The 653-nt window shown below is 43.3% G+C and carries 1 protein-coding gene; it reads right to left on the bottom strand.

What is annotated here, in order from left to right:
* Positions 1-653, bottom strand: a 653-nt coding sequence (locus B3J44_RS17515; protein WP_286969998.1) for a glycoside hydrolase family 3 C-terminal domain-containing protein, incomplete at both ends; no start/stop codon positions are given.

Here is a 653-nt window from a genome sequence, read left to right on the forward strand (position 1 = left end):
CTTACCTGAACTTTTTCACCTTTCGCAAAAGATGTTTTATCCAGTTTTAGGTTTTTATAATCGAAAGTGGTGTAGCTCAATCCAAAACCGAATGGGAATTGTGGAGTTTTCTCCACATCCATGTAATGCGACCAGAAAACATTTTTATCGCTATCGATCGGTCTTCCTGTGCTGTATTTGTTATAGTAAATCGGCACCTGTCCCACATTTCTTGGAAACGACATCGGCAATTTTCCGCTCGGATTGTAGTCTCCGTACAAAACCTGCGCAACTGCATTTCCGGCTTGGGTTCCCAAATGCCAAGCTTCCACAATGGCCGGAACATTTTCTGCCGCCCACGGAATGCTCAACGGACGTCCATTGTTTAAAACCAGAACCACATTCGGATTCACTTTATAGATTTCTTCCAATAATTCCTGCTGCAAACCTGGCAGGTTTAGATCGGTTCTGCTTCTTCCTTCACCACTCTGGAATCCGTATTCGCCTAAAACCATTACCACAACATCGGCATTTTTTGCCGCATTTGTAGCAGCTTCAAATCCGCTTCTGTCTGCTGTATTGAAAACGGTTTCCGTTAAGAAAGTTGCTTTCTGTTTTAATAAATCTGCCCCTTTTTCAAAAGCGAGCTGATTGCCTTTGTACTGCTGCATCCC

The sequence above is a fragment of the Flavobacterium sp. UBA4854 genome, assembly GCF_002399805.1.
Classification (GTDB): domain Bacteria; phylum Bacteroidota; class Bacteroidia; order Flavobacteriales; family Flavobacteriaceae; genus Flavobacterium; species Flavobacterium ginsengisoli.